Raw genomic sequence first — 6344 nt, forward strand, 5'->3', positions numbered from 1 at the left:
GGGCTTGGCCAGGAGATCAGCGGTACTCATCCAGCGGCACACACGCACAAAACAGATTCCGGTCGCCATACACATTGTCCACCCGGTTCACCGCTGGCCAGTATTTGTGGGCCTTGGTGTGAGCATCCGGCGTCACGCCCTGTTCGATGCTATAGGGACGTTCCCAAATCCCGGTGATATCGGCCAAGGTATGCGGCGCACGTTTGAGCGGGTTGTCCTCGGCCGGCCAGTTGCCGTTCTGCACCTCGGTGATTTCCGCACGGATGCTCAGCATCGCGCCGATGAAGCGGTCCAGTTCCGCTTTCGATTCACTTTCGGTCGGTTCGACCATCAACGTGCCCGGCACGGGGAACGACATGGTCGGTGCATGGAAGCCATAGTCCATCAGGCGCTTGGCGACGTCTTCCTCGCTGATGCCGGTCAACGTCTTGAGCGGTCGCAAATCGAGAATGCATTCGTGGGCCACCCGCTCGTTGCGCCCGGTGTAGAGCACCGGGAACGCCCCGGACAAATGCCGCGCCAGGTAATTCGCGGCGAGAATCGCCACTTCGCTGGCGTCGGCCAGTTGCGGGCCCATCATGGCGATGTACATCCAGCTGATCGGCAAAATGCTCGCGCTGCCCCAGGGCGCGGCACTGACGGCACCGTTCTGCGCCAGCGGCCCCTCGATCGGCACCACCGGGTGATTGGCGACGAACGGCGCCAGGTGCGCACGTACGCCAATCGGACCCATGCCCGGTCCGCCACCGCCATGGGGAATGCAGAAGGTTTTGTGCAAGTTCATGTGGGACACATCGGCGCCAATGTCCGCCGGCCGCGCCAGCCCGACCTGGGCGTTGAGGTTGGCGCCGTCCATGTAGACCTGGCCGCCATGGCTGTGGATAACTTCGCAGATCTCGCTGATGCCTTCCTCGTACACGCCGTGGGTCGACGGATAGGTCGCCATCAGGCAGGAGAGCTTGTCGCCGGCTTCGGCGGCCTTTTCTTTCAGGTCATCCAGGTCAACGTTGCCTGCTTCGTCACATTCGACAATCACCACACGCATCCCGGCCATCTGCGCCGAGGCCGGGTTGGTGCCGTGGGCCGAAGACGGGATCAGGCAGACATCCCGCCCGCCCTGCTGACGGCTCTCGTGGTATTTGCGGATCGCCAGCAGCCCCGCGTACTCGCCCTGGGCACCGGAATTGGGCTGCATGCAGATTGCATCGAAACCAGTGATCGCGCAGAGCCAGCGCTCCAGTTCTTCGATCATCAATGAATATCCGACCGCCTGTTCTTTCGGTGCGAACGGATGCAGATTGGCGAACTGCGGCCAGGTAATCGGAATCATCTCGCTGGTGGCATTGAGTTTCATGGTGCAAGAGCCCAGCGGGATCATCGACTGATTGAGCGCCAGGTCCTTGTTTTCCAACTGCTTGAGGTAGCGCAGCATCTCGGTTTCGCTGTGGTGGGCGTTGAACACCGGATGGCGCAGATAGGGTGTGGTTCTTTGCAAATGGCTCGGGATACCGGGAGCCAGCGCCTCGGCATCGAGTTCATCGACGCTCAGCCCATGATCGGTTCCCAGGAATACATCGAACAGCTTGGCTACGGTGGATTCGTCGCAGGTTTCGTCGAGACTCAAGCCCAATTGCCCACGCCCCAGAATGCGCAAATTGATCTGCGCGGCCTGGGCGCTTTCGATGATTGCGGTCTGGGTGCCGCCGACTTCCAGGGTCAGGGTGTCGAAGAAATGCGGGTTGAGGCGCGTGATGCCCTTGCGCTCCAGGCCCGCAGCGAGGATGCAGGTCAGTCGGTGCACGCGCTGGGCAATGCGCTTGAGCCCTTCCGGTCCGTGGTAGACCGCATAGAAGCTGGCAATGTTGGCCAGCAGCACTTGCGCGGTACAGATGTTCGAGTTGGCCTTTTCACGACGAATATGTTGCTCACGGGTTTGCAGGGCCATGCGCAGGGCAACGTTGCTGCGCGCATCTTTCGACACGCCGATGATCCGCCCGGGAATCGCCCGTTTGTACTCGTCGCGACTGGCAAAAAACGCCGCGTGCGGTCCGCCATAGCCCATGGGCACGCCGAAGCGCTGGGAAGAACCGAACACCACATCTGCCCCCAACTCCCCAGGCGGCGTCAACAGCAGCAGGCTCAGCAGATCAGCCGCCACACAGGCCAACGCTTGTTGCGCATGCAGATGGTCGATCAACGGACGCAGGTCGCGGATCTCGCCATGGGTGTCGGGATATTGCAGCAGCGCGCCGAACACCTGGTGCTGCTTCAAGTTATCCACAGCGTCGATGATCAACTCGAAGCCGAAGCCTTCGGCGCGGGTCTGCACCACGGAAATGGTCTGTGGATGGCAGTTTTCATCAACAAAGAACACATTGCTTTTCGACTTGGCCACCCGTTTGGCCAGGGCCATGGCTTCCGCTGCCGCGGTGGCTTCATCCAGCAGCGAGGCATTGGCCAGTTCCAGCCCGGTCAGATCGATGGTCAATTGCTGGAAATTCAGTAACGCTTCGAGCCGCCCCTGGGCGATTTCCGGCTGATAGGGCGTGTACGCGGTGTACCAACCGGGATTTTCCAGCACATTGCGCAGGATGACGGCCGGCGTGAGCGTGCCGTGATACCCCATGCCGATCAGGCTGGTCCATACCTGGTTCTGTTCGGCGTAGCCTCGCAACTTGGCCAACGCGGCCTCTTCGTCGAGGGCCGGCGGCAAATCCAGCGCCCGGTTCAAGCGAATACCCGGCGGGACCGTCTGCTCGATCAGCTCGACCCGGCTACCGAGGCCGAGACTGTCGAGCATGGCCTGCTGCTCGGCGGCATCCGGCCCGAGGTGGCGGCGAAGAAAGGCATTGGGGTCGCGTAACTGGCTCAAGGACGGCAACTGGGACATGACGGGCTCTCTCTTGACTGGCGCTCAACGTCGATGCAACACGGTCAAACCAGCATAGCAGTCACTGCCAACAGCGAGCCTTTGGCAGAGCTTACTTACCCTTGTGGGAAATTGGGCAGGCAACAAAAAGCCCCGACGGATCGGGGCTTTGGAATGACGCTAAAGGCTTATTCGCCGATGGCGGCCTTATATCCGGCTGCATCGAGCAGCTTGTCCAGGTCAGCCTTGTCGCTTGGTTTGAGCTTGAAGATCCACGCGCCGTACGGGTCGGAGTTCAGCAGCTCAGGCGAAGCACTCAGGTCATCGTTGATCGCGATCACTTCACCGGACACCGGGGCATAGATGTCGGACGCCGCTTTAACCGACTCCACCACACCGGATTGATCACCGGCAGCGAAGACTTTTCCAACTTCGGTCAGTTCGACGAACACCACATCGCCCAGCGCTTCCTGCGCGTGATCGCTGATGCCCACGGTAACGGTGCCATCGGCTTCCAGGCGAGCCCATTCGTGACTTTCGGCAAAACGCAGGTCGGCAGGGATATCGCTCATGTTCTGTGTCCTCAAGGATATTGTCAGCGGTGATTGCCGCCAGAAAAGGTTAGATCAAGGTTTTGCCATGGCGTACGAAGGTCGGTTTGACCACTCGGACCGGGTACCACTTGCCACGGATTTCCACTTCCGCGCGGTCGGCAGTTGCCATCGGCACGCGCGCCAGTGCAATCGACTTGCTAAGCGTAGGAGAGAAACTACCACTGGTGATCTCTCCTTCGCCAACATCGGCGATACGGACCACTTGATGAGCGCGCAAAACCCCACGCTCTTCAAGAACCAGACCGACCAGTTTGTGCTGTACGCCAGCGCTGCGTTCGGCTTCCAGCGCGGTGCGCCCGATGAACTGGCGAGCGGCTGGTTCCCAGGCAATGCTCCAGGCCATGTTGGAGGCCAGCGGTGAAACGTCTTGGTGAATATCCCGGCCATACAGGTTCATGCCGGCCTCGACCCGCAGGGTATCCCGCGCACCCAGGCCGATCGGGGAGATACCCGCGCCCACCAGGTCGTTGAAAAACCCCGGCGCCTGATCGGCCGGCAGGATGATTTCCAGTCCGTCTTCACCGGTGTAACCGGTGCGCGCGATGAACCAGTCACCGTCGGGCTGCCCTTCGAAGGGTTTGAGCAGCTGGATCAGATTGCCGCGGGACTGGGTCACCAATTCAGCAACCTTCTGCCGGGCGTGAGGGCCTTGAATCGCCAGCATCGCCAACTCGGAACGTTCGCTGAGCTGCACATCGAAGCCGTCGAGATGGGCCTGCATCCAGGCCATGTCCTGATCGCGGGTTGAAGCATTGACCACCAGACGATAACCGTCATCGAGGCGGTAGACGATCATGTCGTCGACGATGCCGCCGCGCTCGTTGAGCATGGTGCTGTACAACGCGCGGCCCGATCTGTGCAGGCGCTCGACGTCATTGGCCAGCAAATGCTGCAACCAGGCCTTGGCCTGGGGGCCGTCGACATCGATCACGGTCATGTGGGATACATCGAAAACACCGCAATCGCGGCGCACCTCATGGTGCTCCTCGACCTGCGATCCGTAATGCAGAGGCATATCCCAACCGCCAAAATCGACCATCTTCGCGCCGAGGGCGAGATGAAGGTCATACAGAGGCGTACGCTGTCCCATGGGTTTCTCCTTCCGGGCGTGGCGAAGGTGCGGGCGAGTGTTCTATCGAGTAAAAGCCTTGAAACAAAAGGCTTCCAGCCGACTTCTACTACCTTGTCTGTCAGACAGACCGCACCGAATGCCGCGCATTGTAGCCGCAAGGTGTAGGACTGACACCTAGCTGTTTCGATGCGCCGAACGTCGTATCAATCCGATGACCGGTAGCAGCCCGACCAAAACCAGGGTCAGTGCCGGTAAAGACGCCCTCGCCCACTCGCCCTCGCTGGTCATTTCGAAGATCCGCACGGCCAGTGTGTCCCAGCCAAACGGGCGCATCAGCAGGGTCGCGGGCATTTCCTTGAGCACATCGACGAACACCAGCAGCGCCGCGCTCAACGAACCAGGCAGCAACAACGGCAGATACACTTTGAAAAACAGTCGCGGTCCACTGACCCCCAGGCTACGTGCCGCTTCGGGCAAAGATGGCCGTATACGCGCCAGACTGCTCTCCAGCGGTCCGTAAGCCACAGCGATGAAGCGCACAAGATAGGCCAGCAGCAAAGCCGACAGACTGCCCAGCAGCAGTGGCTTGCCAGCGCCACCGAGCCAGCCGGAGATGGGGATCACCAGTTCGCGGTCCAGGTAACTGAGCGCCAGCATGATCGATACCGCCAGCACCGATCCTGGCAAGGCGTAGCCAAGATTGGCCAGACTGACCCCGGCGCGAATCCCCTGGGTCGGCGCCAGGCGTCGGGCAAATGCCAATATCAGCGCAACACTGACGGTGATTAACGCGGCCATCGCACCCAGGTACAGGGTGTGGAGAATCAAACCGCTGTAACGCTCATCCAGATCGAAGCGCCCGCGCTGCCAGAACCACACCAACAGTTGCAGCACCGGAATGACAAAGGCGCAGGCGAATACCAGAGCGCACCACCCCGTGGCCAACAGCGCTTTGATGCCATGCAAGTGGTACAACGCCTTGACCCGTGGCCGTTCATTGCTCGCCCGATTGGCCCCGCGCGCTCGACGCTCGCCGTACAACACCACCATCACCACCAGCAATAACAGGCTGGCCAGTTGTGCAGCGGTGGAAAGACTGAAAAACCCATACCAGGTCTTGTAGATCGCCGTAGTGAACGTGTCGAAGTTGAACACCGACACCGCGCCAAAATCAGCCAGGGTCTCCATCAGCGCCAACGCCACGCCAGCGCCGATGGCGGGACGCGCCATGGGCATTGCCACCCGCCAGAATGCCTGCCATGGCGATTGCCCCAACACCCGCGCGGCTTCCATCAGGCCTTTGCCTTGAGCGAGGAACGCGGTGCGCGCCAGCAGGTAAACGTACGGATAAAACACCAGTACCAGAACCAGAATCACCCCGCCCGTGGAGCGCACGCGCGGCAAACGCAGGCCAGTGCCGAACCACTCGCGCAGCAGGGTTTGCACGGGGCCGGAAAAATCCAGCAGACCGACGAAAACGAAGGCCAACACGTAGGCCGGAATTGCAAAGGGCAGCATCAAGGCCCAATCCAGCCAACGCCTGCCGGGGAATTCACAGAGGCTCGTGAGCCAGGCCAGGCTTACACCGAGGACCGTCACCCCGACACCGACGCCAAGCACCAGGGTCAAGGTGTTGCCCAGCAGACGCGGCATTTGCGTGTCCCACAGGTGAGACCAGATCTGTTGATCGACGGCTTGCCAGGAAAGCAGCAACACGCTCAGGGGCAGCAGGACCAGCGCAGCGATGGCGAAGACCAGGGGGTACCAGCGGCGTTGGGCGGGGTGGGCC

Annotated in this window: 4 protein-coding genes; all 4 read right to left on the reverse strand. The window is 61.0% G+C overall.

All coding sequences use genetic code 11. The annotated features are described in order from the left end of the window. Nucleotides 1–16: 16 nt before the first annotated feature. Nucleotides 17–2890 carry an aminomethyl-transferring glycine dehydrogenase gene (gene gcvP, locus FFS64_RS24220; protein WP_137807437.1) on the reverse strand — a complete coding sequence of 958 codons (2874 nt, stop codon included), beginning with the start codon at nt 2888–2890 and terminating at the stop codon, nt 17–19. Between the two features lie 167 nt (nt 2891–3057). Continuing rightward, entirely contained in the window at nt 3058–3441 is a 384-nt protein-coding gene (gcvH, locus tag FFS64_RS24225) for a glycine cleavage system protein GcvH (protein ID WP_137807438.1), read from the reverse strand. Nucleotides 3442–3490: 49 nt separating this feature from the next. Beyond that, nucleotides 3491–4573 carry a glycine cleavage system aminomethyltransferase GcvT gene (gene gcvT / locus FFS64_RS24230; protein ID WP_137807439.1) on the reverse strand — a complete coding sequence of 361 codons (1083 nt, stop codon included), beginning with the start codon at nt 4571–4573 and terminating at the stop codon, nt 3491–3493. Nucleotides 4574–4729: 156 nt separating this feature from the next. Further along, nucleotides 4730–6344, reverse strand: a 1615-nt coding sequence (locus tag FFS64_RS24235; protein WP_137807440.1) for an iron ABC transporter permease, incomplete at its 5' end; no start/stop codon positions are given.

Source organism: Pseudomonas sp. G(2018), from assembly GCF_005502415.1.
Lineage (GTDB): Bacteria > Pseudomonadota > Gammaproteobacteria > Pseudomonadales > Pseudomonadaceae > Aquipseudomonas.

Excerpts from the sequence above, each read along its gene's own strand:
- gcvP (WP_137807437.1), bottom strand. The coding sequence starts at position 2,890 with ATGTCCCAGTTGCCGTCCTTGAGCCAGTTACGCGACCCCAATGCCTTT.
- gcvH (WP_137807438.1), bottom strand. The coding sequence starts at position 3,441 with ATGAGCGATATCCCTGCCGACCTGCGTTTTGCCGAAAGTCACGAATGG.
- gcvT (WP_137807439.1), bottom strand. The coding sequence starts at position 4,573 with ATGGGACAGCGTACGCCTCTGTATGACCTTCATCTCGCCCTCGGCGCG.